A 25,669-nucleotide genomic window follows, 5' to 3' on the forward strand; every position below is an offset into this window, starting at 1 on the left:
TGCAACAGTTATCAATTGACAATTGATAATTGACAATTGTCAATTGTTGAACAACTTAATACTTATTACTTAAATTGAAGGTAGATCCGTTTTTGAAAAACCCGCCATTTCTAACTGAAATGCTAACTTTAATAATGTTGCTTCATCCGCAGGTTTTCCTATTATTTGAAATACCATTGGTAAACCATTTTGATCAAATTTTCCCGTTGGTAGAGCGATCGCAGGTAAACCGGAAGCATTGGCGATCGGGCAAGGTGCGATCCAATTTACCACTTTTTCCACAATTTCAGAGGGTATTAAATCAGCCCATTCTCCAATTTTAATGGGATTATGAGTTAAAACGGGTAATAATAACACATCAAATTGATCAAAAAAGCCCACAATTGAACGGGAAATTAATTGCATTTTGGTTACGGCTTGTAAATATTCCCCTGCGGATCCCGCTTGTTGTGCTAACCATTGATTAAAAGGGCTTAGGGCTTCTAAGGGAAAGCCCGTATAAGGTACACCGGCCTGCCAAATTTTCTTAAATGGCTCAACTAATGGTATAATATCAGGACAAGCCTCTGTTAAATTATGACCTAAATTTTCTAAATTAAGAGCTATTTCCTTGATCATTTCTACATAATCAGGACAAGTTTCCGTTAAATTTGGTAAATGGGTGGAAAAGGCAATGCGTAAGGGTTTTAACTCTTGTTTGATTACCTGTTGAAAAGGAATGTCAGGGGGGTTTAACCAGTAGGGATCCCCTGTCACATAGCCTGAAATCACGTCTAACAAGGCCGCTCCATCTTCTACGGTGCGGGAAATTGTGCCATTGGTAGCGATCCCGTTTTGATAATCCCCGATGGGAGCGTAGGAAACTCGCCCTCTGGCTGGTTTTATGCCGATTAAGCCACAACAAGCCGAGGGGATACGAATTGAGCCTCCTCCATCATTGCCTTGGGCGATCGCACATAAACCTCCGGCCAACGCACCGGCCGCCCCTCCACTAGAGCCACCCGTAGTATACTCAGTATTCCAAGGATTACGACTCGGTAGGAAATTAGGAGGCTCAGTATAGGGTAAACTTCCCACTTGAGAAGTGGCGGTTTTGCCTAAAAGGATAAAACCCGCTCCTCTCATTTTCGTCACAATGGCCTCATCATAATCAACCATTTTTTCTTTGGCGACTGAAACCCCGTAACTACAAGGCATTCCGGCTACAGGGTTGACATCTTTAATAGCTGTGGGTACACCAAAAAATAAAGGTAATTGAGAGGTATCTGAGGTATTAGCTAAAATTTCCGTTTTAGTTTGGGCATCTTCCAAGGCGCTTTGGGTAGCTATATAAAAATAACTACCCAAATGGGGGTTAAATTTTTCGATTCGATCTAAATAAATTTGAGTAATTTCTAATGGTGAAATTTCTTTTTGACGGATCAATTGAGCCAATTTTAATGCAGGATAAAAAGCGAGTTCTTGATTATTCATAATGGCCTTAGTATATCGCACATAAGTCTATTAATAATTATATAATAAATTGTTGAGAATTATTTAATTATTTAATTATTTACTTATGAATCTGTTAACTATAGGTTAATTGAGATATATGTTTGAGGCGTTTCTCAACTTCAGATAAACAAATTGTTAATTGATCAGGTCGTGTGAGTTCTATTTGTAAAGAAAGGATCTCGGCTTTTTCTTCTCTTAGATCATGGATAAAACCATGACTTTTTAAGGTTGCTTCTTCCCGACTATCAAAAGGCCCAAAATAGTATAAATAAAAAGGATGATTTGTGCAAATTTCGATCCACCAGCCCAAAGATGGGATTTCTTGATTAAATGAAAACATAATTTTTGATCCTTTAAAATAAACCTAAAAAATGAGCTACAGAAATATTTTGTTTTAACTAAAAAAACAATGAGTTTAATTAACAAAAAAGAATCAAATTATTAAGTTTAAATTATTTTTTCTTTTAAGTTAATTAAACTCAACCTTGTAAACAAAAGGCATATAAAAGTTATTCGAGTTAATACACCAAGAAGCATAGCTCTTATATAGGAAAGATTTAGATCATAAATCGAGAAGAAAACGATAAGAATACAAAGAAATTATTAAGAAAATTTGATCTTGTCTTACCTTTACCCCCTGCTCCCCTTGTGAGCAGGGCGTTTTCAAAGTCGGGGGTTAAAAATTTTTTAATTTATTCATCTAAAAGATATTCAGTGTTAAGACAATATCCTCGACTATGAATTGTCATAATAAAATCTTTAGGAGCGCCCGTTTTTTCAAGTTTTTTGCGCAGACTATTAAGATGGGTTTTGACGGTGTATTCTGAAGGCGGATCATTATATGACCAAATATGTTCAAGAATGACGCTACGACTTAAAACTTTATTTCCATTCCTCATTAAAAGTTCTAAAATTGCATATTCTTTAGGGGTTAAATTGAGAATTTTATTGTGATAAATTACTTCATAAGTCGTAGGATCAAGGGTTAAACCATCCCATTTTAAAAGGGGTGATGAAACAATTTTTCTTCTGAGTAATACCCTAATTCTTGCTAATAAGATTAATATATCAACAGGCTTAACTAAGTAGTCATCAGCCCCTAGATCTAATCCCTGTATTTCATCATATTTAGTATCACAACCTGTTAAGAAAAGAATCGGTTTGCCAAAATTTTCAGACCGTAATTTTTTACATAAATTAAATCCATTTAATTTAGGTAAACCCACATCTAATATGATTAAATCATAGTCAATTAAATGTATTTGTTGATAGGCTTCTTCCCCATCAAAAACTTGATCAACCACATACCCTTCGCTAGTGATAGTATGGGCTAATACTTCGGCTATATTGTGATCATCTTCAACTAATAAAATTCTCATTACTCATCTTACTATTGGACTTTGGACAAAAAGAAATTGGTAGAGGTTAAAATAGAAGATAAAAAAATAGACAAAGTAAAACTAACCTAAAATAATTTTAGGGGAAAAAAGATTAATTAACAGTCGTTTCTAACAGCAATTTAGCTATTTTGTTGACATTTTTGATTCTTTTTTATAACCTGATAACGTGGTCTTTTCACTTGTATTTCACCTTTTTTCCGTCCAGAAGAATAACCACGGGGTTTGGGAAAATTAGAATTGATCTCAATGGTGCTAATAATTCTATAAAAGTCTCTCTGAAACAGCACTGGGGTAATCTTACTCTCACGAAAATTAGGCAAATATTTCTCCCAAGGGCAGGGTAAGCAAACAGCTAAATTCCTTGCATTCCACAATTGAATATAAGCAATTAAAATTAGGTTCATCCAGTTTTCTTCATAACTTGTATGAGAGGTTAAATAGTCGTTCATTAATAATCTTTGTTTGCCAAATCGAAAAAAGTGTTCCAAGTCAAAACGTTGACGATAAGATTGATAAATTTCAAGCAAAGTTAATTCGTTACGGCGTTTACCAATGGCAATTAACCACATTGGTTTCCAAATAGAATTACCTTCTTGATCAGTAACAGTAATTTCCAATAATGTAAAGGGATAATCATGCAATTTATGTTCCTTTGTTCCCTTCATTAACATATTATTCCAACCCTTAATTTTGACATTTAATAATTTACCACGTTTCGTAGTAAAATTAGTTTGAATTAAATCATCAGGGGGATGCCAAGAAGTTGAATCTTTTAAATCAAATTTATCACCATACCAACGTGGATGTCCACTTTTTAACTCAGAAGAATCTTTGACAAAAGGACGAAAAAAAACACGATTACTTTTAACTCTGGTGACAACAAGTCGATCTTGATTAAGAACTTGTTTGCCAATAAAATCTTTTTGACTATAAAGACAATCTACGACAATAACTGATAGAATTATCTTAAATAATAATGAATCTGTCAAAACTTTATTAATCTGTTTATGAGCAACAGAAACATCTTTTTCATCGCTTTTTACTCGTTGAACTGATAAAGGAATTGTCCAAGAAGCATCACAATTAGATATTTTTTCAGGTAAGTAAAAAGCCAAGAATAAGCATGACCAATATTGATGGGTTTATTGCCTTTAATACTGTTAGGTTGATGAATAAACGTTTTATCAGATACAGTAGGAGAAAACTGGCGTGAATTAGGGGTTACATCAATGCCAAATAGATGAAACTTTCGCTGATTATTTTGAGGAATACTCTCTAAAATAATCTTAGATATTTCGGCTTTATTTGTGATTTGTGATTTCTTTTTTCCCGCTTTATTAAAATCAGCAATTGCTCGATAAATACTTTGGTATTTATGTTTAAATAGAGGATTTAAACTTAATTCCACGACTGTTTTAGCATCTTGATTACTACTAAGAGCATCGAGTAAATTCATCAAGGCATCTTTTCTTAAACCAAGACTTTGATATAATCGTTGACGACCTTGAATAAATTGTTCAACTTCTTGGTAATTTTTATTTTTGATTTTCATATTATTTTGAATAATAAACTATCTATTTATTCTAATCTATAGAACAAACTTGTTGAGAAAGAAAGTTTATTATTTGACATTATGCTATTAGACAATATTCAATTTCTCTTAATATAAATATCTTATTTTAATTTTTTCGGTCTGATGTGAGCTTCATTAAATCTAATTTTTTGTCCAAAGTCCAATTACTAAGGATTAGACAAAATATTATATCAGTAAATCGTATATATTTTGTAATAAATCTTCCGTAGTATAAGGTTTAATTAGAAAGGCCTTAGCACCTGCTTCTAAAGCTGATTTTCTTTGACTTTCTAGCCCACTACAAGCGATAATTTTTAAGGCGGGATTGATCTTTAAAAGAGTATTAATTGTAGTTAAACCGTCTATATTTGGCATAATCATATTCATTAAAATTAAACTAATTTGTTGTTGAGATTGAACATAAACGGCGATCGCTTCCATGCCATCATTAGCCATCATCGTTTGATAATTATGATTATCTAAAGTAATTTTAGTCATCTCTCTAATTAATGGCTCATCATCAACTACTAAAATAGTTTCGCCCTTACCTTGTAATGATATTTTGATCATTTCTTCATCTTGTGCTAACATTTCTTTTTCTTCAACTTCGGGTAAATAAATTTTAAAAGTAGCACCTTTGCCAACATCACTAAAAACTTGTAAAAAACCTCCATGATCTTGAATTATTCCTAACACCGTAGCTAACCCTAAACCCGTACCTTTTCCTATTTCTTTAGTGGTAAAAAAAGGCTCAAAAATTTGATCAATAATATGGGCAGGAATCCCTTCCCCTGTATCATTGACTGTGATAATAATATAATTTCCCTCCTCACAATTGCCAATAATTGGTTCAGTATTCATCGCTAAATAAATCGAATCAATTAAATGTTTTTGAAGGGAAACATTAATTTTTCCACCTTGGGGCATGGCATCACGGGCATTTATTAATAAATTCATCAATACTTGATCTAATTGTGTTTGATCGGCCTTAACTAAAAACTGACTATTTTCCGGTATTTCTAAACTAATTGAAACTGATTTAGGTAAAGTTTGTTGAGATATTTTCACTATTTCTTTGAGTAAAATCTGGATTTCTAAAGTATTTTTATCCCCTTGGCCTCCCCTTGCAAAAGCTAAAATTTGTTTAACTAAATTAGCCCCACGTTTAACACTTTCTTCGGCAATATCTAACAGTCTCATCGTTTTTTGATCGAGATTCATCTTTTTAAGTTTTAAAGGTAAAAGTTGAGTAATTGCTAAAATAGGAGTAAAAACATTATTGAGATCATGTGCAATTCCACTGGCTAAAGTGCCTAAACTTTCTAATCTTTGCGCTTGATAAAATTGTCTTTCTAATTGTTTTCTATCGGTAATATCAGTGGAAATACCGCACACTGCATAAACATTTCCTTCTAAATCATAAAGAGGAAATTTTAAAGTAATATAGGTATGGTTTCCATCTTTTTGAGGCACAATTTCTTCCGTTTTTAATACTTTTTTAGTCTTGATAACTTTTTGATTATTTAAAATAAAATTCTCGGCCGTTTTTGTATCCCAAACTTCCGTAATACTTTTACCTAATAATTGTTCCTTCGTAGCTGATAGTAATTTCGTATAAAAACTATTAACTAAAAGATGTTTATTTTCTAAATCTATAACATAAATACCGGCCGGTGCATAATCAATAATTGCCTGTAATTTTTCTTCACTAGCTAAGAGTGCTTCCTGCACTTTTTGACGTTTAAATAATTCTTCTTGATTCTTTTTAAATAATTCTGCTTGATTAATTGCAATGGTAATTTGAGTTGATAATTGTTGCATTAATTCTATTTCCGTTTCTTGCCATTGTCGAGGAGCAGAACATTGATGAGTAATCAATAAACCCCATAAATGATTATTTTGTAAAATAGGAATTACTAAGTTAGCTTTCACCTCAAAAGATTGCATTAATTCTCGATAACAAGGCTCAATATTTTCCGCCGAAAAATCTACTTTTTGAGTGGTTTGTCCTTGTAAATAGGGTTCTATATAAGTTTCTCGAAAACAAGGATCATCAATATTTGTCCCTAAGATAGCCGGATAATCATTGGCCACAGACTCCGCAATAACTGTACCGCTCCAATCAGATTCAAAGCGAAAAACTATCACTCGATCTACTTTTAATAATTCTCTAACTTGATTAAGTGTAGGCTGTAAAACTTCTTCTAAATTAAAAGTTTGACTGATTGACTCGGCAATATGATCAACTAATTTTTCCTTTTGTAATTTTTCTTCTAAAGCAATTTCCGCCAGTTTGCGATCGCTAATATCAATATTAATCCCACTCAAGTTCACCACTTCACCTTGATCATTGATCGTCATATTACCCACGCTCAAAAACCACCTGATCCCCTTTTGGGGGTGAATAATGCGATATTCAAGCTGAAAATCTTTTTGACCCTGTTCTATTTGTTTCTTAATGGATGAATTGACCCAGTGACGATCCTCTGGATGTAAAATGGTTTGATACCAACTTTCATAGCTCGGTTGTTGATCACTAGCCTTAAACCCGTAGAGTTCAAACATTTCAGGCGACCAAAATAAATCGCCACTGATGGGATCCCAACTCCATACCCCCGCTTTTGCTCCCGTCAAAGCCATTCTTAATTGTTCTTTCTTTTCCTCTAGGGCAATTTTGGCCTGATGACTTTGGGTAATATCTTCAACAAACATTAAAATTCCCCCCACTTCCCCATTATTAAAGTGCCAAGGCTGAAGCTCCCATTTTAACCATTGTTTCGAGCCATCGGGTAGGATAAAAAAATCCTCCTCACATTTACTCGCTATTCCTTTTAAACCCTGTTGATGGAAATTTCGCCAATATTCGGGAATATCTAATACCTCATAGTGCGATCGCCCAATTACTTCTTCCCGTGATTTCAGGTGACATATTTCAAGCCAACGCTGACTTACTTCAAGATAATTCATATTTTGATCAAACATGGCCACACAAACGGGAACATATTTAATAAAAAGGCTTAATTTTTGCTGTTCATCAGATTTATAAATTTCCCCTAGTTTACGCTCCGTGATCTCACAAGTTGTACCAATCATGCGCACAGCTTGACCAGATTCATCATAAAGGCCATAACCCTTATCTAGTAACCAGTGAACCGTGCCATCCTCCCAAATTACCCGATATTCTGCTTCATAATCGCTGTGATTAAGTAAAGCTTGTGAGAGTTTATCTTCTACTTCTGGTAAATCTTCTGAGTAAACTCGATTTTTCCAGAGTTCATAACTGGGAGTTTGTTCGTAGGGTTGATAACCTAATAAAAGATTATAAATCTCATTCCAGTAGGAATTATTACTAATAATATCCCAATCCCAAATCGCTGTTTTAGTTATTTTTAAGGCCAATTCTGTGCTTTGACGTTCCCTTTCTAATTTTTTGCGATCGTTGATATTGATCAAGGCCTCATGACTAGCAACAAACTTCCCCGATGGCTCAAGCATAGGTTTAACCGTAATACTCATATAAAAAACAGAGCCATCTTTGGCAATATACTCTATTTCTTGATCATTAATCACTTTGCCCTTTTTGACTAGGGGAAAATTCTTTTTAAAAAATTTAATACTATTCGGCGTTAAAAATTTAGTCAAAGGTTGGCCGATCATCTCCTGTCGACTATAACCAAGCATTGTCAATTCCGTATTATTCACCCTAATTATTTTGCCCTTCTCATCGAGGGAATGATAACCACAGGGGGCATTCTCGTAAAGCAATTCGATTTCATTGATCATCTCATGGTAATTTGTTTTTGAGGGTTTCGCACTGTTCATGTTCATAAGACAATGTAAGGGGTTTTTAACTTTACTTTATATAAAATTATAATCTAAATAACAGTTTTGGGTATATTTTTTTTTAGAAATATTAATTAAGCCCCTTTGATCAATTAATAGTTAACAATTAATCAATTTTAAAAAAGTCAAAAAAAGTCAAAAAAAACCCCTTCGCTTTAAGCAGAGGGGGTTAGGCCTAACAATTTTAAATGTGATAATTAAAAATATTACTCAATTAATAAAAAAATAAATTCAACCAATTATTATCAGATTTAATTTTTTTTCTGAGATCTGCAAAAAAATTATTAACTATTTCGTGAGCCTTGAATTTGTTGTAAAATCCAATTAATTGGTTCAAGAATACCGATTGGTTGTAAAATAATATTATCTTTAATTTTTGGTTGTTTATTCAGAATAACTTGAGGGGTTTGAGTTAAATTTCGATGATGATTAATATTTTGATTTTCAGAAAAAGAAATCGTTGTTTGTATCGTTTCTTCAGGATAAATAATTGCTTCTTTTAAATAACCATATTCATCACGATAACGGCCGATTGATGAAAGAGAAAAGAAATTATAACGCCCCTTCATACAATAGTTATTTTCTAACTTATGTAAAGTAGTTTTACCGATAATTTTTTCCGTTAATTCTCTGGAAGTTAAACCAGAATTTTCCCCTTGATTCCAAAATTCTTCCCGATCTATTTTACTAATACAAAAAGCCATATATTGGGGTAAACGATTAAATTTTACTTCGGGATGTTTCGATCTTTCTTTTAATTCAAAAAATAAATTTCTAATAATAGTTGAATAGCCTTGGCCATCCTTTTGAGTTCGTTGGGGATCCAATAAAAAAATAATCGCATCACAACTAACTAAATAATCAACAATATCCATAGATTGATCATTTTGACCATCTATAACTTGAACCTCATTACTAATAATATTCTCATAAAATTCCCCCGGTGCATCAATAAAATCTAACATAATTCTTGATTTAATTGTAGGATGATTGTGGGGAATTAAAGTATAATGAAGAATATCTAAATCTCTAAATTGACTGGTTGGAGGTGGGAAAATATGTTCTTCTTCGAGATAATAAAGATTTCTTTCGATGAATTGACGTGATTTTTTATCTACTACAATATCCCATTGATCTGAGTCTTCTAATTGGGAAAATAACATTGTTAAATAGGTGGTTTTTCCCACTGCACTCGTTCCCCAAAGACCAATTCTTAAATTATTGGTACTTTTTGAAGTTTTGCGCAACCATTGTCCTAAACTTGATTGTTGCTGACTTAAATAATTTTCTGCTTGTAAATGTGGAACGGAAGGTAATTGATTATTGATTTCTTGATGATAATTATTAGAGCCAAACATTGTTAATTTTTCCTCTTAAAATTAAAGATTTTTAATTATTATATAATAAAATTTTAATGATATTAATAGTTTTTAGACTTTTGACTAACATCAAAAGTTCCCTTTAGTTTACTTTCCCTAAAATTTAAAATTTTTCACGCCTAACCCCTCTCCCAAGGGGCGAGGGGTGACTATTTAAGATTATTTAAAATTAGAAAAAATGGCTGAGGGTGTAAGGTTAAAAGAACTATTGTAACAAGACTAAAAAGGGATCAATAAAAGAGCCTTGATATTTTAAACCCCAATGTAAATGAGGGCCAGTTGTTCGGCCAGTCATACCAATTCGGCCAATTCTTTCTCCTGTTTGAATTCTTTGCCCTTCTCGAATATTTAAACCACTATTGGGATCACTTAAAAAGCGTCCATTACTATCACTTTTAATTGAACCTTTAAGATGACAATAAATGTGGTCAAAATTTCCAGAACGGATGCGAATTAAAGTCCCACAGCCCGTTCCTTCTGATAGTTCAATCACCGTTCCTGTGCGCCAATTTCTCACATAAGAACCCAGAGGAGCGGCGAAATCTAAGCCTTGATGAAATTCTTTTTGATTAGAAATAGATGAGCGCCGATAACCAAAACTAGAACTATAATTTTGGAAGTTTTCTACTAACATTCGATTGGTATTGGTAAGGAGATCCCTTTGAAATTTTAATAAAGAATTATGGGTTTTAGCTCCATAGTTACCATCGGCATTACCACGATAATAACCTAAATTTTGTAAAGAAACTTGGACTGATTTTATTTGACTTGAAGTAAGATTAATTGAAGGATTAACGGGTGATGATTGAGTGATCTTACTATTAGAATTATTAGAATTATTTTGACGATTATTTTGTAAATTAGGGGTTAACTTTCCACCATTTAAAATAGCTAAAGTATTTTTTCCGGCCACTCCATCAACTCTTAAATTATTGGTGCGTTGAAATTGTTTTAAAGCTAATTCTGTTTGTGAACCAAAATAACCCGTAATTTTACCTTGAAAATAACCTAATTGTTGTAATTTTTGTTGCATTGCTACAACTTGATTACCTTGATCTCCCCTTTTCAAAACATCAAGATTAGAACTATAATTTTGAGAATTAGGATTACTTAAAGATGGATTCTGATTGGAATTATAACCGGAAGAATTATTTAACATTGCAAGGGTATTTTTTCCGGCCACTCCATCAACAGTCAAATTTTTAGAGCGTTGAAATTGTTTTAAAGCTAACTCGGTTTGTGAACCAAAATAACCAGTAATTTTACCTTGAAAATAACCTAATTGTTGTAATTTTGTTTGAATTGCTATGACTTGATTACCCTGATCTCCCTTTTTTAAAACTTCAACATTGAAGCCTATATTTTGATAATTATAATTATTAACTTGAGGAGAAACAAGCCTATTCAAATAGGTAAGATTGCCGGGGAAAACAAGTTCATCAGGGGATAAATTATCATTTAACGGAAATGTTTTAAATTCCAATTCTCTTGGGGATGCAGAATAACCTGTTACTTTGTCTTGAACATAACTTAATTGATGTAATTTTGGTTGAGATAAGCTAAGATTATCCTCTTTTAAAACCTGTTTTAAAGTAGCATCAACTACCGTAATATTAAAAATTAAATAAAAAGTGATGAAATAGACAAAAATAGAAGGTTTAATTTTTTTGAGATTATTTAATAAACCCAAAAAATAGATTAAAGTTCTTTCTAAATTTTCTTTTTCTTCTTGGGTTAAAGGCTCAATTGAAAGTAAATTAGGATAAATTAATAATTCCATTGTAATAGATGCACTTAAATAAATAATTGACTACAAAAATAATTTTCCAGAGAAATTTTGAATAATTCTCCACTATCAAAAGCAAATAGGAAAAGAAAATAAATAAATAAAATTTAATATTTTCTTTATACTATATTCATGTTGAATCTAGTATAGGATAAATTTCAGAAAAATGTAGTCTTATTTTAGGAACTGATCGGCTCAAAAGATAATATCAAAACAGAGCAAATATTAGATTAGGTGGGGGATTGGGGCTGATCATTTTACAATTTACCAATGGCATCGCTAATGGCAATTTGGGTATTTTTACCCACAATTCCGTCAGCAGTTAAACCTTTTTGAGCTTGAAATTTTTTAACGGCCGTTTCCGTCAAAGGCCCGAAAACCCCATTAATTTGATTTTTATAAAAACCTAATTGGGTTAATTTTTCTTGAAGCCATCGCACTTGAAGCCCAGAATTTCCTTTTCTTAAAATACCTTGTGATGGATTAATATTTTTAGTATTTTTAGAGTTATTTGAAGTTTGATTTAAAGCATTACGAGTTTTCGTTCCGATAACGCCATCGGGCTTTAATTTGCGAGATCTTTGAAAATCTTTGACGGCCGACTCCGTTAAAACCCCAAAAAAGCCCGTAATTTCACCTTTAAAAAATCCTGCTTTTTTCAATTTTTCCTGTACCCAACGCACCGATGATCCCGAATTTCCCTTTTTAAGGGTGGTTGTGGGTACGGTTGAATTAGAATTACTGGAATTATTGGCCGGTTGATTATTATTTTGAGAGGAATACCGAGCTAAAGCATTACGGGTAGTTGAGCCTACGATTCCATCAGCCTTTATCCCACGAGACTTTTGAAAGTTTTTAACCGCACTTACCGTTAATTCTCCAAAAAATCCTGTAATATTTCCCTTCAAAAATCCCGCAATTTTTAGTTTTTCTTGTACCCATCTTACTGAGTCTCCCGAATCTCCTTTTTTCACAATGTTATTGGGGGCGGGAAGATTGGTAGGGGTGAGCTTCATCACTCCCGATCTTTGCATAATTTGAGCTTTTGTTACCGCTCCAACAATGCCATCGGCGGTAATATTATTCTCTTGTTGAAATTTTTTAACCGCATTGGCCGTAGCCTGATCAAAAACACCCGTGATCTGGCCTTGATAATAACCTATTTTTTGTAAACCCTGTTGAAGAATTTTAACTTGTTCACCTTTATCTCCTAAATAGATATAAGTATTAGCATTATAACTATTAGTAAAAGTTTCAGTGGCAGGTTTATTTCTTCCTTGATTTATTTCAAAATAAGGGTAATTTCTAGTTGGAAATTGAAATGTTTTTAAGCCTAATCTAATTAAAGTTGTAGTTCCTGTTTCCCCATCTGGAGGCAGCTCTTGGCTTTTTTGAAAAGCAATAATTGATTCTTTGGTGCTTGGGTTATAATGACCATTGGCCAGATCTTTAAAATAACCTAATTCTTGCAATTTTTCCTGAACCTGAACTACATTTTCTCCAGAATCTCCAAGTTTAAGGGTAGGGGGAGCAACAAAATTATTATTGGTTTTTTGATTTAAAATAGTTTGAGTTTCTTGGGAAATAATGCCATCGGGGGTTAATTTTTCTGATTCTTGAAAGGCTTTAACGGCCTGGGTTGTTGTTTGACCAAAATAACCGGAAATATCCCCTTGAAAATAACCTAATTCTGATAATTGTTGTTGGAGCAAAGTTACATTTTCCCCTCGATCGCCCTCTTTAATTGTAACAGGATTAGCTCTTACTAATAAATGAGGAAGTAATAATGATACAAAGATAAAACAAGAAATAAATGTAACTTTACTCCCTTTGAGCCAAGGATCAGGAGTAAAAGAAAATACCTGTTTATTGTCTATTAACTGGCTATTTTCTAAAGGTAAGTCATGGACAAGATTGAGATATAAATAAGTTAAAGATTCCATTTTTACACCCTATTGATTTTTGTTTTCTTAAGAAATTTAATTGTATCTAATTTAAAAAAATAAGACGCAAAATCTTAATAAAAGTTGCTTTTTTTGTTATTGATTATTAATTAGTAGTAAGTGAGACAGGGATCTTGCCTGTAACTATTCACTGTCAACTATTATTAACTGTTTATTTACATAGTTCTTCTACAATTAAACTAGAAATAAACGGTAAAATCAACTGATTACTAGCATTTTCTTTACCTTGGGTAAATACGACTAATAAATAGGGGGGGTGATCGGGAATTTCGATATAGGCCGCATCATGTCTCACTTCACTTGTCCACCCCGCTTTTGACCATAAATGAGAATTATGAGGTAAACCCTGCCCTAAGAAGCCTGTGACCTGATTTTCCTCAGTTTGAGGCGATAAATTTTCAGGGTTACAACTACGTTTTAACAGATTCATCATCTGTTGCGATCGCTCACTAGAAACGGCCACCCCACCTACGATCGCATGAAATAACCGAGCCACCCCATTAGTTGTTAACATATTACGATTTTCTAACATTTGCCCCAGAAAGGCTTTTTCACGGCCATAAGCCCCATCACCCCAAGTTTTTTGATTAACATTAATTGAAGCTAACTCAGGCCACCCCAAAGACTGAAAATAACGATTAATTAAATTACGTTGAAACTGCCAAGTTTGAAAAGGCCCAGGGGGTAACTCAGGCCCGCTAGTTGTACCAGTTAAAATATCAACAATTAAGCTAGTGGCATCATTACTCGAATCTACAATCATATCTTGAATGGCGCGTTCTAACTCAGGGGAATTTTGGATCATCTCACCCTGTAACCATTCATGGATCGCCACTAGATAGAATAATTTAACCACACTAGCGGGATAAATTCGTTCATGGCCACAATAACTGTAGCCTCGGATCGAATGTTGCCAAAACTCATCCGCCGATAAAGCGCCTCCGGTATTGACGATCACGGGATAATCATATACTAACCAAGTTAAGGCAATTTGATTTTGATTTAAAGTAGGGAACTTCTGCCAAGTTTGATCTAGTACCCTTGTGCCTACTTCTTCTAAGTATTCATCTTGACGGAAAAAAGTCATCTGATTTTAAGTAAAAATAAATGATTCAAATTTTCATTATAATAGATCAATATTATTTACTATTCCCTATTTTGATTATGGACGCTCAAAAATATTTAGAAATTACCCCTAATTTTAAAATTCCCATTTCTTTAGTTGATGAATATATTGTTAGTATAGATTTATGTCTTTATGATAGTGGAAATTGTGAAAGTTTAGCAACCCAAGCCGCTAAAAATAGGCAATTAAAAATAGTTAAACCCTTCAATATAAGTCAACAAGCAATTGAAGTTAAATTATGTGAAGATCATTATTTAGCATGGCTACCTTTAGAAAATTTGGAATTTTTAAAACCTGCGATAATCCCCTATCAAAATCGCTATGTTGATCGCACTGAAATAGAAGCAAAAATTCATGATATTATTGATTTTACCTTATCAGCAATGAAAGTGCCAAACTTCTATCTATGGGGGGGAACAGTGCCTCCCCATTATGATTGTTCAGGGTTAATTCAACATAGTTTTGCTAATTTTGGAATTTGGCTACCTAGAGACTCCTATCAACAAGAAGAATTTACCACAAAAATAGAAAAAGCACAATTAAAAAAAGGAGATTTAATCTTTTTTGGGAAGGAAAAAGTTAATCATGTGGCGTTATATTTAGGTGATAATAAATATATCCATAGTTCAGGGAAAGAAATAGGTAATAATAGCATCGGAATTAATGATCTTGATCCTAATATTGATCAAGTTAGTGCTAATTATTATCAAATATTATGGGGTTTTGGGAGAGTAGAAAAAAGTTTATAAAGTTTGGACTTTGAAAGACAAATCACTCAAAAATATTTTAAAATAAAATAATGAGCAATTTTTATTATTTATTAGGAATAGACTGGCGGCCACATTTAGGGGATAATGATTGGTTAGGATGGATCACAGTTATTGGTTATCTAATAGCCTTCATCTTAAATTTAATTGTGGCCATTAAAGTTAATCAAACACCTGAAAAAAATACCCGTTGGTTTTGGTATTTAACTTGTTTTATTTTACTATTTTTAGGTATTAATAAACAATTAGATGTTCAAACTTTACTAATAGAAACAGGGAAAAAAACCGCTTGGGTTTTAGGATTTTATGAGCAAAGAAGGATTTTTCAAAAGGGTTTTATGTTGGGTATTGGTGTAACTATGTTTACCGTGCTAATTTTAACAGGTAAAACCTTAAAAACTGATTGGCAAAAATCTAAATTAACCCTCTTAGGATTACTATTTTTAATTGGTTTTGTTTTATTGAGGGGCGCAACTTTTAATAGGATTTTTTATTCTGGTTATTTGTTCCCTCATTATCAATGGATTTTAGAAATTATTGGTATTATATTAATAATAGTTTCTAGTTTTATCAACTTAAATCGTTTAAATAGTTATTAGTTAATAATTAACAATTAAAATTTAAAATTTAACAAAAATTAATTTCATTTATGATGCTTATTCCTGAAAATCAAGCCCCTTTAACTAATTTATTTCAAGCAGATCAATTACAACTTTCTATTATAACTCCTATTTACAATGAACTGGAAAGTTTACCCCCCTTAATTGCAAAAATTAATCAAGTAATGCAAGAAAATAATTATACTTATGAATTAATTTGTATTGATGATGGATCAACGGATGGATCAACAGATTTATTAAAAAAATTAGCCCTAGAAAATGATAATTTAAAAGCAATTATTTTGCGTAGAAATTATGGTCAAACTCCCGCTATGTCAGCAGGTTTTCAGAATGCAAAAGGACAAATTATTATCTCTCTTGATGCGGATTTACAAAATGATCCGGCGGATATTCCCCTATTATTAGAAAAGTTAAATCAAGGTTATGATCTTGTTAGTGGATGGCGTAAAAATAGACAAGATCATACCTTAACTCGTTTAATTCCTTCTAAAATTGCTAATGTATTAATAGGTGAAGTAACCGGTGTAAAATTACATGATTATGGTTGTTCTTTAAAAGCTTATCGTAGTGAATTATTAGCTGACATGAATTTATATGGAGAATTACATCGTTTTTTACCTGCTTTAGCTTTTATTGAAGGAGCAAGAATTGCGGAAATTCCTGTTAGTCATCACCCCCGAAAATTTGGCCAAAGTAAATACGGTTTAAGTCGTACTTTTCGTGTTTTAATGGATTTATTAACTATCTGGTTTATGAAAAAGTTTTTAACTCGGCCAATGCACGTTTTTGGCTCATTGGGTTTAGTTTCTTTACTGTTAGGCCTACTTTTAGGAAGTTATTTAACTTTTTTAAAATTTGGTTTAAATGAAAGTATTGGCGATCGCCCTTTATTAATTTTAGTGGTAATATTATTAATTACCGGAGTACAACTTTTTTCCTTTGGTTTATTAGGAGAACTTTTAATGCGCACCTATCATGAGTCACAAGGTAGACCTATTTATCGAGTCAGAGAAATTATTAATAAATGATGAATGATAAACGATGAAATAAATGGTAAAATATGAATGATTAATTATAAAAATTAACCAATAACTAATAATAAATAATCAATAATAACTAATGAAAATATTTGCTGATCTTGAGGCTCAAACTCGTCAAAATTTTTATAATCTTTTTCTGGTATCCTTACTATTTTGGTTAAGTATAACCTCCTTGTTGCCCATACTTCCGGCATACGTTAATGATATTGGAGGCACAAAACAAGAAGTAGGTTATGTGATGGGAGCTTTTGCGATCGGCCTGTTAGCTTCCCGTACTTTTTTAGGGAAAATAGCCGATCAAAAAGGCCGCAAAAATGTGGTTTTAATAGGTACTTTTGTGGTAGCCCTTGCCCCCCTTGGCTATTTATTAATAAAAACCGTAGAAGGCCTAATTTTAATTAGGGCATTTCATGGCATCAGTATTGCCGCTTTTACCATTGGTTATAGTGCTTTAATTGTTGATCTTTCACCACCACAAAGACGGGGTGAATTAGTTGGTTATATGAGTCTAGCTTTACCTATTGGTATGACTTTAGCCCCTGCGATCGGTAGTTTATTACAAGAAAAAATTGACTATTGGGCTGTATTTACTTTTTGTCATATTACAGGTTTAATTTCTTGTTTATTAACCCTCAAAGTTAAAGAAAACTATCACCATCATGATCAAAAAAATTTAGATCAAAATAAGCAATTTACTCCCCGTAAATTTCAAGAACTTTTATTAAATTTAGCCTTTTCTATTCCTACCTTTGTCTTATTAATGACAGGCAGTATTTTTGGGATATTAATTACATTTTTACCCTTATTTATTAGGGAATTAAATTTTGAATTTAATGCAGGTTTATTTTATACCATCGCAGCGATCGCCAGTTTTGTAATTAGAATTTTAACAGGAAAAGCATCCGATCAAATTGGTAGAGGAAGATTTATTACCATTGGTATTATTTGTTTTAGCCTTGCCATGTTTTTATTAAGTATAGCTAATGCCCCAATTTATTTAATTTTAGCCGCCATTTTTGAAGGTATTTCTGCTGGTATTTTAATACCTTTAATCGTAGTTTTAATTTCCGATCGCTGTCATTTTTCAGAAAGGGGAAAAGTCTATGCTTTATGTTTAGGAGGTTATGATCTAGGCATAGCGATCGCCGGCCCCATCGGCGGTTATTTTGCCGAAAAAATTAGCTATTCTTTATTATTTTTAATAGCAGGAGGTTTAAATTTAATCGCTTTATTAATATTTGTAACTCAATCTAATCAAACTATTATTAATTCTTTAAAATTCTCATTAGGTTTTACCAAAGATTATTATACAATTGATAATTGATAATGGACAATTAATAATTAATAATTAATCATTGACGAATAACAAATAACAAATAACCAATAACAAAAAACTATGAATCAAGCCAAAATTAAAACAAAATCAAAATTTCCCATCACTTGGCAGGGGCTATTTTCTATTTTAATGTTTATCTATATGTACCTGCCGATCGCCGTTTTAACCGTCTATAGTTTTAATTCCTCTAAATATGCCACATGGGAAGGATTTTCCCTCCAATGGTATGTTAAATTATTTTCAGACGGCCGCATTTTTCGAGCATTACAAAATAGTTTAACCGTTGCCATAGTAGCCGTCAGCATTTCCGCCGTATTAGGCACAATGATGGCCGTAGGCTTGGCCAAATACCGCTTTTGGGGCAAAACCTTATATCGTGGGATCACCTATCTGCCCTTAATTATTCCCGATATTGCCATCGCCGTGGCCACACTGGTATTTTTAGCCGTCATAGGTGTATCATTAAGTATCTGGACAATTATTGCCGCTCATATCGTCTTTTGTTTAGCCTACATTGCGATCATCGTATCATCTCGAATCGCAGGATTGGATCCTAACTTAGAAGAAGCCGCCCTTGATCTAGGAGCAACACCCTTTCAAGCCTTTATTAAAGTCTTATTACCAGAGTTAGCCCCTGGGATCATCGCCGGAAGTTTACTGGCCTTTGTCTTAAGTATGGATGACTTTCTGATCGCCAGTTTTACGGCCGGGACGGGTGCAACCACCTTACCAATGGAAATTTTTAGCCGGATCCGCACCACCGTTAAACCCGATATAAACGCTTTAAGTGTATTATTGATTTTAGGATCGGGAACATTAGCCTTTATCTCAGAATATGTGCGGTTTAAAAGTGAACAAAAGCGTTTTAAATCTTAACTACCCAATTTTTAAATTTGTATCCTATTAGTCTGAAAAAAACGGGAATTAAGATTTAACTAGATTATTCGATCAAGTGGAGGATCTAAGTTTATGCGTTTATTTTTCTTAATTCCTGTTGCCACAGGAGTATTATCTAGTTATATTTCTCTCAATAGTAAAGATGATATTAGTTATATCTTTGGAGTGATAGCCGCACTAAGTTTAGTTCTTAGTTTAATTTTAGCACCTTGGCAAATTCAATTGATAATTTTATTATTAGTATTAATTAATCTTGGACAATTTTTAGGGAAAAAAAATAATTTAGAAACAAAAAATTTAGAATTTAATCCTCAGATCAATTCCCAACCTCAAGATTTAATTTCAATTGAAAATAATCCCCATAATTTAACAGCAATAACTATTAATCAAGAGCAAAAATTAGAACATCATCAAGTTTTAAAATATCGAGGAATTGAAATTTCCTCCCCTCAAAATTCATCTTCTTTAGAATTAATTGAAGCCCCTGTCTTAAAAACAGAAGCTCAAGAATTACCGGCCAAAATCAAAAAAGAATCCCAATCTTCAGATTTAAACATCAAGAAAAAAACTCAAATTAAATATCGTGGTGTTGTGGTAGAAGTTGATTCTGAAAATTGATTAACCTTATCAGTTGATAATTTAAAAATAGCTAGGGATGAACGGCCGTTCACCCCTAAAAAATCACAAATTAATTATTAACTAATTGTTTCTTCTCCCTTGACCATTAGGACGATTGCGACCTTGAGAATTATTATTATTATCCTGATTAAATCCCCCTTGATTACGATGATTTTCCATCATTTGAGTTAATTGTTGACGTTGATCTTGATTTAAAAGATTACGCATTTCTAACATACTATTAAAATGTAAATTTCCTAATTCATGACGAGTAGCTAATACCTGATTATGTTGATCACGAATTTCTCTATCAGAAGCATTACCCGCCATTAAATCTCGTAACTCATTTTGTTGAGTAATCAACTGTTGATGTAAAGGTTGCATTTGATCCTGATAGCGTTGGTGGATCTGTTCTATTTGCTGTCTTTGGGCATCAGTTAAATTTAATCTTTCTAACATTCTACCCCCCATCCCCCTTGGTTCACCTTGGAGATCATCATCACCCATCATTTGATGATCCATTTGAGCCATCATCAGGGCATTAGAATGGGGAGAAATAGAAAAAGGTGAAGGGGTATTTGATTGGGCTAAAACAGGCGGATTGCCAAGGGTTAAAGCCACTAAACCCACAATCATTGACACACGACTAAATAACATAATTTTAATTTTCCTAATTTAATTATTGACTAACAAAATTTAATTGAGTTTCAAAATCAGATTGAGCATTACGATAAGATGTTTCCCCCATCGTGCCATACCAACCATCTAGTAAAAATGCCTCTAACTCTTGATCTGATGAGATTTTAGCCGTTTGATATTTAGAGGAAAACCAATCTATCCCCCCCCAAACTAAAACTAAACCAGCGATCGCACCGTAGACAAAAAAATGACGGGAGGATGAAGATTTAATTTGAGATGAATGTTTAATTTTGAGCATTAAATTACCCTCAAAATCACTTTTTACAGAAGGAGGAAGGGGACGATTTTGTTTCAGAAAAGTAATTAATTTTTGATCATCTTGATCCGATGAAAAATTACTCATAAGACAACTCCTTGATTGGTAAGATATTGACGGACGGCATTTCTTCCATAAAAAAGACGTGATTTAACCGTTCCGGTGGGTATGTCTAAAATTTTACTAATCTCTTTTTGAGAAAGATCCTCTAAATCATGTAAAACTAAAACGATACGATGATCAATCGTTAATTGTTTTAATGCCTGTTCTACCAAATGTTGGTAGTGTAAACGCATTAAATCAGAGGCATCCTGAGTAGTTGAAGGAATTTGGCTCAGATGCTCTTGATCTTCTAAAGTTGTATTTCGACTTAAATTTTGAGCATATTGTCGACGTTGATCAGTCGCAACATTCCATGTAATACGATACAACCAAGTTGAAAAAGTAGAGGTATTTCTCAGTTGAGGCAAACCTTTCCAGACTCTTAAAAACACTTCTTGAAGTAAATCTTCTAAAAATTCACTGCCACAAAGTTGATAAAGAGTGGAGCGGACTTTTTCTTGATATTGTTGATACAGCAGTCTAAAGGCGTTTTGATCTCCTTTTTGACTTTGTTTAACTAGGTTATCTGTACCAATTTTTCCCGCTAACAAGGTTTTCGCTCCTTCAACAGTCAGTTATTATTTAACAGTTGTGCTTTTAGACCATCATTAGATCAAAAAGGTTCAATCTCAAAATTTTTTTTGTAATCTTGATAATATTTTTCAATAAGTGTGTTAAAGTAGTCAATATTAAATTGATCTTAATTAAGAAAGTTTAGCAATAGGAGATAAAATTTATCATGAAATTATCGAGAAGATTTTTTTTAACGGCCGGTGCGGCGGCGGCTACAGTGATTGGTAGTCAATTGATTAGCAGTTGCACTCAACAACAAAATGTTTCTAATCCTAGCAATAGTTCTTCTCCAACTAAGAATAATCCTCAATCTGATCTCAAAGGGGAAATTAATATTTATTCTTCCCGTCATTATAATACTGATTCAGAGCTTTATGATAATTTTACGAAGGAGACTCGAATCAAGGTAAATTTAATTGAGGGGAAAGATGATGAGTTAATTGAGAGAATTAAGAGTGAAGGGGCGAATAGTCCGGCGGATCTTTTAATTACGGTAGATGCAGGGCGTTTATGGAGAGCGGATCAGGCGGGAATTTTTGCGGTGGTTAATTCTCAAATTATTAAAGATAAAATTCCTGAAAATTTACGTCATCCAGAGGGTCATTGGTTTGGTTTTACTAAAAGAGCTAGGGTAATTATGTATAACATTAATAAAATTAAACCGGAGCAATTATCAACTTATGAGGATTTAGCCGATCCCAAATGGCGAGGTAAAATTATTGTTCGTTCCTCCAGTAACATTTATAATCAGTCTTTAGTGGCTTCTTTGATTGCGGTACATGGAGAAAAAGAAACGGAGGATTGGGTTAAAGGTTTTGTGGCTAATTTTGCGCGTCAACCAGAGGGTAATGATATTGAACAGATTGAGGGGGTTGCTTCTGGGCTTGGGGATCTTGCTCTTGCGAATACTTATTATTTAGCGAGACTGGGTAAATCGGATAAACCTGATCAAAAAGAAATTTTCAGTCAGGTTAAGCCTTTTTTTCCTAATCAGGGCGATCGGGGTACTCATGTTAATATTAGTGGGGGAGGGTTAATTAAAAATGCACCAAACCCTGAAGGGGGGATCAAATTTTTAGAATATTTAACCAGTAATACGGCTCAAACTTTTTTCGCTCAAGGGAATAATGAATATCCGGTGGTGGCGGGGATCCCAATAGATCCAACGGTGGCTAGTTTCGGTACATTTAAAGATGATACTACCAATGTGGCTTTATATGGGGAAAATAATGCTAAGGCGGTGGAAATTATGGATCGGGCTGGTTGGGTGTAATTTTAAGTAATAAGTAATAAGTAATGGATAATTGATAATTAATAAATGATAAATAACCAATAATAAATATTAAGAATCCCTTAAAACATAGCCCACTCCTCTAACAGTTTGAATTAATCTTTTATGGGATTCGTCTTCAATTTTTAATCTTAAATAACGAATATAAACTTCAATTACGTTTGATTCTCCTTCAAAATCATAACCCCAAACATTGTCTAAAATTTGTTCTCTGGTTAAGACTTGTTGAGGGTGAGACATTAAATATTTTAATAATTCAAATTCTTTCATGGTTAGATCAATTTTTGTTCCATCTCTTAAGACTGATCTATTATTTAAGTCTAAAATTAAATTTCCATAATGTAATTCTTGACTTTCATTTTTAACTGGTTTTAAATATAATTGAATAAATTGTACAAATTTTTCTTTTTGATAGGAATTAAGTAAATAATCATCTGCCCCTGTTTCTAAACAGGCAACTCTATCTTCAAGATTTTCTTTGTCTAGTAATAATAAAATTGGGGTTCTATTTCCATCTTGTCTGATTTTCAGACAAACTGAGTCGGTAGATTTACCTGCTAATTTTCGATCAATAATTAATAATTCTGGTTGATGTTCTTCTATTACTGAAAAAACTTGATCGATCTGATTAACTTTAATTCCTGAATAACCTAATACTCCAAGATCCGCAATAGCTTGTTGTGAAAAATGATCATCAGTTTTCACGAATAAGACACAAGGCTGAGTTCGAGATGCGATCGCAGACATAAACTAATAATTGATAATGGATAATTAATAATTAATAATTGATAGCTAACGAATAAGGAATAACCAATTATTAAGGTAATTCTTCGGAGGTAGGTTTAGCAATATGGGGTAAACCCCAACCTAATTTTTCCCTTAAAATACGGAAAAATTCTGGGGATTGTAGGCGAATAAAACGGGCCCAATAGGGCGATCGTTCAATATGAACTCGATCTTCAGGGGTAATATAACATCCGGCGTTGCCATCTACTACCATCACCATGCGGTTAGAAGAAGCGGGAAAGACGTTAACTGGCTCTTTATCGGAAAAAACTAACGCCCTTGACGCTAGAGAATGGGGGCAGATGGGTGCAAGTTGTAAAACAGGTACATCTGGGGTAACAACAGGCCCTCCCGCACTTAAAGAATAGGCCGTTGAGCCTGTGGGAGTAGAAATAATAATCCCATCGGCGGCGATGTCTACCGGAGAATGACGACCGATCGCAATTTCAAAATGGCACATACTGGTTAAAGGCTCACGGTGTAACACCATTTCATTTAAACAGAGGGCTTCCCATAATAAATAATTATCCCGAAAGACTTGAACGGTCAACATTGAGCGTTCTTCAATTTCATAATCATTTGTTAAGAGTTGATTAAGAGCCTCTGGTAAATGATGAATAAATGTTTCTGTTAAAAATCCTAAATGTCCAGTATTAACCGTTAATAAGGGAATATCACTGGCGGCCACTTGACGAAAAGCGGATAAAACCGTACCATCTCCCCCTAAAACGATGGCAAATTTCATGTCAGCGTCAAAACCACTGGGAGCTAGTTGATCGATGGGGGTATGACAAACGGGGCGATCGGGGGAAGAATAACCTAAAATTCCACCAAAGCCCGTGGCCATGGCCACCTCCCAACCAGAAGCAGTTAATTTATCTTTTAACTGATCAGCAACTCGACAAGCGGTTGGTTTTATATCGTTATAGATAATTCCTGCTTTTGGTTTTGGCATAGGTGGACAGTCCTTAATAATTCAAAATTTAAAATTCAAAATATAATAATTCAAAATTAAAACACGAATCCGTTAGATTTAGCGATCATACTGATAAAATTTAGTATTTCTCAACATTATCAACTACAGATCGGCAAAATCTCAACCATCCTGTTTAAATCTCTTGGCTAAAGGGGATATTTAAACAAACCGCTTTTGGGTTTTTTCTTTTTACTTTTTTGTTTTTCATAACCGATTTCCCGTAATTTTTGCATGATTCGGTTAAAATATTCCCCTAAATAAGCTTCTAAGGTAGTTGTTTCCTTCGCATCAATTCCGAATACCTCATAAACTTCATCCATTGGAGCGGTTAAGGGAATCCCACCTGCTAAAACCTCTGTAAAGGTAAGGCGATCGGAAGCATTAACAGACCATTTAAAGAAGCGAGTTATTTTTTCAATTACTTTAATAAAATTGAGGGAAGTACGGGCAATTTTAGCGGTTTTATTTGACAATCTTTCACAAAGATTAATAATTTCATCCGCACTCCAAGCCCTTGTCCCCACTAGGGGAAAGGTTTTTCCTCCCGTTTCAGGAAGTTCTACCGCTTTAACGGCAAATTTAGCTACATCTTGAGTATTGAGATAGGCGATCGGTGTACTTTCACCCGTTACCCAGACTGATTGTTCATCTAAAATGGGAATAGCGTATTGGCCGATCAACCCTTGCATAAAACCACAAAGTTGAAAAATGGTATAATTTAAACCAATTTGTTTTAAATAAAGCTCAGTACAATTTTTAATTCTCATTAAAGGCACTTTGGGATATTTCTCATTATTTAAAATCGAGAAAAAGATGTAACGCTCAATCCCTGCTTTTTTTACGGCTTGAATTAAATTAACCTTGCCTTCCCAGTCCACTTGTTTCATACTGAGAGAATCGGTTGCTCTGGCCGTGGCCGCATCAATCACAGCTTCAATGCCTTCTAGGGCTGGGGGTAAAGTCTGAGCTTGACAAAGATTTCCTTTGACTAACTCGGCCCCCCACTCTTTAAGAAAAGAGGCTCGACTGAAATTTCTTACCAGACAACGGACTTCATAACCTTGATCAATAGCGCGACGAACAACTTGTCGACCGAGTGTTCCTGTAGCACCTATTACCAATAATTTCATTATATTTTAATAT

21 protein-coding genes and 2 pseudogenes are annotated in these 25,669 nt (G+C 33.5%); 7 read left to right on the forward strand and 16 right to left on the reverse strand.

The window, feature by feature from the left end; all coding sequences use genetic code 11:
* Positions 1 to 69: 69 nt before the first annotated feature.
* From Anndu_RS06580 to Anndu_RS06625, 10 genes and pseudogenes are all read right to left on the reverse strand, one after another.
* Positions 70 to 1,473, reverse strand: coding sequence for an amidase (locus Anndu_RS06580; protein WP_464103605.1), 1,404 nt, complete (start codon positions 1,471 to 1,473; stop codon positions 70 to 72).
* Positions 1,474 to 1,567: 94 nt separating this feature from the next.
* Positions 1,568 to 1,834, reverse strand: coding sequence for a DUF1816 domain-containing protein (locus tag Anndu_RS06585; RefSeq protein WP_464103606.1), 267 nt, complete (start codon positions 1,832 to 1,834; stop codon positions 1,568 to 1,570).
* 352 nt (positions 1,835 to 2,186) lie between these two features.
* Positions 2,187 to 2,873, reverse strand: coding sequence for a response regulator transcription factor (locus tag Anndu_RS06590; protein WP_464103607.1), 687 nt, complete (start codon positions 2,871 to 2,873; stop codon positions 2,187 to 2,189).
* Between the two features lie 140 nt (positions 2,874 to 3,013).
* Positions 3,014 to 4,446: pseudogene (locus tag Anndu_RS06595) on the reverse strand (NF041680 family putative transposase).
* Positions 4,447 to 4,653: 207 nt separating this feature from the next.
* The gene (locus tag Anndu_RS06600; protein WP_464103608.1) at positions 4,654 to 8,250 is read right to left on the reverse strand and encodes a hybrid sensor histidine kinase/response regulator; all 3,597 of its coding nucleotides are present in this window, start codon (positions 8,248 to 8,250) and stop codon (positions 4,654 to 4,656) included.
* Between the two features lie 344 nt (positions 8,251 to 8,594).
* A complete protein-coding gene (locus Anndu_RS06605; RefSeq protein WP_464103609.1) occupies positions 8,595 to 9,668 on the reverse strand; it encodes a TRAFAC clade GTPase domain-containing protein in 1,074 nt (357 codons plus the stop codon).
* A 226-nt stretch (positions 9,669 to 9,894) separates the two neighbouring features.
* Complete coding sequence (locus Anndu_RS06610; RefSeq protein WP_464104042.1) at positions 9,895 to 10,503, reverse strand: peptidoglycan DD-metalloendopeptidase family protein; 609 nt, start codon at positions 10,501 to 10,503, stop codon at positions 9,895 to 9,897.
* Between the two features lie 129 nt (positions 10,504 to 10,632).
* Positions 10,633 to 11,469: pseudogene (locus Anndu_RS06615) on the reverse strand (peptidoglycan-binding domain-containing protein); the annotation flags it as partial.
* Positions 11,470 to 11,732: 263 nt separating this feature from the next.
* Positions 11,733 to 13,418, reverse strand: a complete 1,686-nt coding sequence (locus tag Anndu_RS06620; RefSeq protein ID WP_464103610.1) for a peptidoglycan-binding domain-containing protein — start codon at positions 13,416 to 13,418, stop codon at positions 11,733 to 11,735.
* A 172-nt stretch (positions 13,419 to 13,590) separates the two neighbouring features.
* Positions 13,591 to 14,526, reverse strand: coding sequence for a serine hydrolase (locus Anndu_RS06625; protein ID WP_464103611.1), 936 nt, complete (start codon positions 14,524 to 14,526; stop codon positions 13,591 to 13,593).
* Between the two features lie 77 nt (positions 14,527 to 14,603).
* Between Anndu_RS06625 and Anndu_RS06630 the strand changes: the two genes are divergently transcribed.
* The 6 genes from Anndu_RS06630 to Anndu_RS06655 all read left to right on the forward strand — a co-directional run bounded on the left by Anndu_RS06630 (position 14,604) and on the right by Anndu_RS06655 (position 19,843).
* Entirely contained in the window at positions 14,604 to 15,314 is a 711-nt protein-coding gene (locus Anndu_RS06630) for a C40 family peptidase (protein WP_464104043.1), read from the forward strand.
* A 50-nt stretch (positions 15,315 to 15,364) separates the two neighbouring features.
* On the forward strand, positions 15,365 to 15,931 hold the full coding sequence (locus tag Anndu_RS06635) for a hypothetical protein (RefSeq protein WP_464103612.1): 567 nt from the start codon (positions 15,365 to 15,367) through the stop codon (positions 15,929 to 15,931).
* A 53-nt stretch (positions 15,932 to 15,984) separates the two neighbouring features.
* The gene (locus Anndu_RS06640; protein WP_464104044.1) at positions 15,985 to 16,980 is read left to right on the forward strand and encodes a glycosyltransferase family 2 protein; all 996 of its coding nucleotides are present in this window, start codon (positions 15,985 to 15,987) and stop codon (positions 16,978 to 16,980) included.
* Between the two features lie 91 nt (positions 16,981 to 17,071).
* Entirely contained in the window at positions 17,072 to 18,316 is a 1,245-nt protein-coding gene (locus tag Anndu_RS06645) for an MFS transporter (protein WP_464103613.1), read from the forward strand.
* 72 nt (positions 18,317 to 18,388) lie between these two features.
* Positions 18,389 to 19,204, forward strand: a complete 816-nt coding sequence (locus tag Anndu_RS06650; protein WP_464103614.1) for an ABC transporter permease — start codon at positions 18,389 to 18,391, stop codon at positions 19,202 to 19,204.
* A gap of 93 nt (positions 19,205 to 19,297) precedes the next feature.
* The gene (locus Anndu_RS06655) at positions 19,298 to 19,843 is read left to right on the forward strand and encodes a hypothetical protein (RefSeq protein ID WP_464103615.1); all 546 of its coding nucleotides are present in this window, start codon (positions 19,298 to 19,300) and stop codon (positions 19,841 to 19,843) included.
* Between the two features lie 81 nt (positions 19,844 to 19,924).
* On the opposite strand, the gene Anndu_RS06660 is transcribed toward Anndu_RS06655, so the two are convergent.
* Genes Anndu_RS06660 through Anndu_RS06670 form a run of 3 tightly spaced genes read right to left on the reverse strand, consistent with a single transcriptional unit; the run spans position 19,925 to position 21,451 of the window.
* Positions 19,925 to 20,500, reverse strand: a complete 576-nt coding sequence (locus Anndu_RS06660; protein WP_464103616.1) for a Spy/CpxP family protein refolding chaperone — start codon at positions 20,498 to 20,500, stop codon at positions 19,925 to 19,927.
* A 22-nt stretch (positions 20,501 to 20,522) separates the two neighbouring features.
* Positions 20,523 to 20,885 carry a hypothetical protein gene (locus tag Anndu_RS06665; protein WP_464103617.1) on the reverse strand — a complete coding sequence of 121 codons (363 nt, stop codon included), beginning with the start codon at positions 20,883 to 20,885 and terminating at the stop codon, positions 20,523 to 20,525.
* Positions 20,882 to 21,451 carry a sigma-70 family RNA polymerase sigma factor gene (locus tag Anndu_RS06670; RefSeq protein WP_464103618.1) on the reverse strand — a complete coding sequence of 190 codons (570 nt, stop codon included), beginning with the start codon at positions 21,449 to 21,451 and terminating at the stop codon, positions 20,882 to 20,884. Before Anndu_RS06670 ends, Anndu_RS06665 begins: the two co-directional genes overlap by 4 nt.
* Positions 21,452 to 21,639: 188 nt before the next feature.
* On the opposite strand from Anndu_RS06670, the gene Anndu_RS06675 reads away from it, so the two are divergent.
* A complete protein-coding gene (locus tag Anndu_RS06675) occupies positions 21,640 to 22,746 on the forward strand; it encodes a Fe(3+) ABC transporter substrate-binding protein (protein ID WP_464103619.1) in 1,107 nt (368 codons plus the stop codon).
* A 69-nt stretch (positions 22,747 to 22,815) separates the two neighbouring features.
* On the opposite strand, the gene nblR is transcribed toward Anndu_RS06675, so the two are convergent.
* From nblR to Anndu_RS06690, 3 genes are all read right to left on the reverse strand, one after another.
* A complete protein-coding gene (gene nblR, locus Anndu_RS06680; protein WP_464103620.1) occupies positions 22,816 to 23,511 on the reverse strand; it encodes a response regulator transcription factor NblR in 696 nt (231 codons plus the stop codon).
* A 70-nt stretch (positions 23,512 to 23,581) separates the two neighbouring features.
* Positions 23,582 to 24,505, reverse strand: a complete 924-nt coding sequence (locus tag Anndu_RS06685; RefSeq protein ID WP_464103621.1) for an NAD(+) kinase — start codon at positions 24,503 to 24,505, stop codon at positions 23,582 to 23,584.
* 167 nt (positions 24,506 to 24,672) lie between these two features.
* On the reverse strand, positions 24,673 to 25,656 hold the full coding sequence (locus Anndu_RS06690; RefSeq protein ID WP_464103622.1) for an SDR family oxidoreductase: 984 nt from the start codon (positions 25,654 to 25,656) through the stop codon (positions 24,673 to 24,675).
* Positions 25,657 to 25,669 lie beyond the last annotated feature (13 nt).

Source organism: Annamia dubia NIES-4383, assembly GCF_055394725.1.

Bases quoted from the DNA above. Each gene is read 5' to 3' on its own strand.
- Anndu_RS06580 (WP_464103605.1), bottom strand. From the start codon at position 1,473: ATGAATAATCAAGAACTCGCTTTTTATCCTGCATTAAAATTGGCTCAA.
- Anndu_RS06585 (WP_464103606.1), bottom strand. From the start codon at position 1,834: ATGTTTTCATTTAATCAAGAAATCCCATCTTTGGGCTGGTGGATCGAA.
- Anndu_RS06590 (WP_464103607.1), bottom strand. From the start codon at position 2,873: ATGAGAATTTTATTAGTTGAAGATGATCACAATATAGCCGAAGTATTA.
- Anndu_RS06600 (WP_464103608.1), bottom strand. From the start codon at position 8,250: ATGATCAATGAAATCGAATTGCTTTACGAGAATGCCCCCTGTGGTTAT.
- Anndu_RS06605 (WP_464103609.1), bottom strand. From the start codon at position 9,668: ATGTTTGGCTCTAATAATTATCATCAAGAAATCAATAATCAATTACCT.
- Anndu_RS06620 (WP_464103610.1), bottom strand. From the start codon at position 13,418: ATGGAATCTTTAACTTATTTATATCTCAATCTTGTCCATGACTTACCT.
- Anndu_RS06625 (WP_464103611.1), bottom strand. From the start codon at position 14,526: ATGACTTTTTTCCGTCAAGATGAATACTTAGAAGAAGTAGGCACAAGG.
- Anndu_RS06630 (WP_464104043.1), top strand. From the start codon at position 14,604: ATGGACGCTCAAAAATATTTAGAAATTACCCCTAATTTTAAAATTCCC.
- Anndu_RS06635 (WP_464103612.1), top strand. From the start codon at position 15,365: ATGAGCAATTTTTATTATTTATTAGGAATAGACTGGCGGCCACATTTA.
- Anndu_RS06640 (WP_464104044.1), top strand. From the start codon at position 15,985: ATGCTTATTCCTGAAAATCAAGCCCCTTTAACTAATTTATTTCAAGCA.
- Anndu_RS06645 (WP_464103613.1), top strand. From the start codon at position 17,072: ATGAAAATATTTGCTGATCTTGAGGCTCAAACTCGTCAAAATTTTTAT.
- Anndu_RS06650 (WP_464103614.1), top strand. From the start codon at position 18,389: ATGAATCAAGCCAAAATTAAAACAAAATCAAAATTTCCCATCACTTGG.
- Anndu_RS06655 (WP_464103615.1), top strand. From the start codon at position 19,298: ATGCGTTTATTTTTCTTAATTCCTGTTGCCACAGGAGTATTATCTAGT.
- Anndu_RS06660 (WP_464103616.1), bottom strand. From the start codon at position 20,500: ATGTTATTTAGTCGTGTGTCAATGATTGTGGGTTTAGTGGCTTTAACC.
- Anndu_RS06665 (WP_464103617.1), bottom strand. From the start codon at position 20,885: ATGAGTAATTTTTCATCGGATCAAGATGATCAAAAATTAATTACTTTT.
- Anndu_RS06675 (WP_464103619.1), top strand. From the start codon at position 21,640: ATGAAATTATCGAGAAGATTTTTTTTAACGGCCGGTGCGGCGGCGGCT.
- nblR (WP_464103620.1), bottom strand. From the start codon at position 23,511: ATGTCTGCGATCGCATCTCGAACTCAGCCTTGTGTCTTATTCGTGAAA.
- Anndu_RS06685 (WP_464103621.1), bottom strand. From the start codon at position 24,505: ATGCCAAAACCAAAAGCAGGAATTATCTATAACGATATAAAACCAACC.
- Anndu_RS06690 (WP_464103622.1), bottom strand. From the start codon at position 25,656: ATGAAATTATTGGTAATAGGTGCTACAGGAACACTCGGTCGACAAGTT.